Raw genomic sequence first — 251 nt, forward strand, 5'->3', positions numbered from 1 at the left:
AGGGTAAACCATGACTTTAGCCTATTGGTGCATCCTGATCGCATCGCTGCTGCCACTGTTTTGTTCCTTCATCGCCAAAGCGCAGGGTGGTTTTCAGCCGTCGGACAACCGAAATCCGCGCGATTTCCTCGCCCGCACGCAAGGCTTGTCGGCGCGTGCCAATGCCGCGCAGCAAAACGGTTTTGAAGTGTTCGCCCCGTTTGCCGCCGCCGTTTTGGTGGCACACGCCACAGGCAACGCCGCGCAAGCGA

Annotated in this window: 1 protein-coding gene; it reads left to right on the forward strand. The window is 59.4% G+C overall.

The genetic code is table 11. From position 1 onward, the window contains the following. Positions 1–10: 10 nt before the first annotated feature. Positions 11–251, forward strand: a 241-nt coding sequence (locus ACTHS3_RS18280; RefSeq protein WP_440368842.1) for an MAPEG family protein, incomplete at its 3' end; no start/stop codon positions are given.

The sequence above is a fragment of the Neisseria sp. P0009.S007 genome (assembly GCF_051962515.1).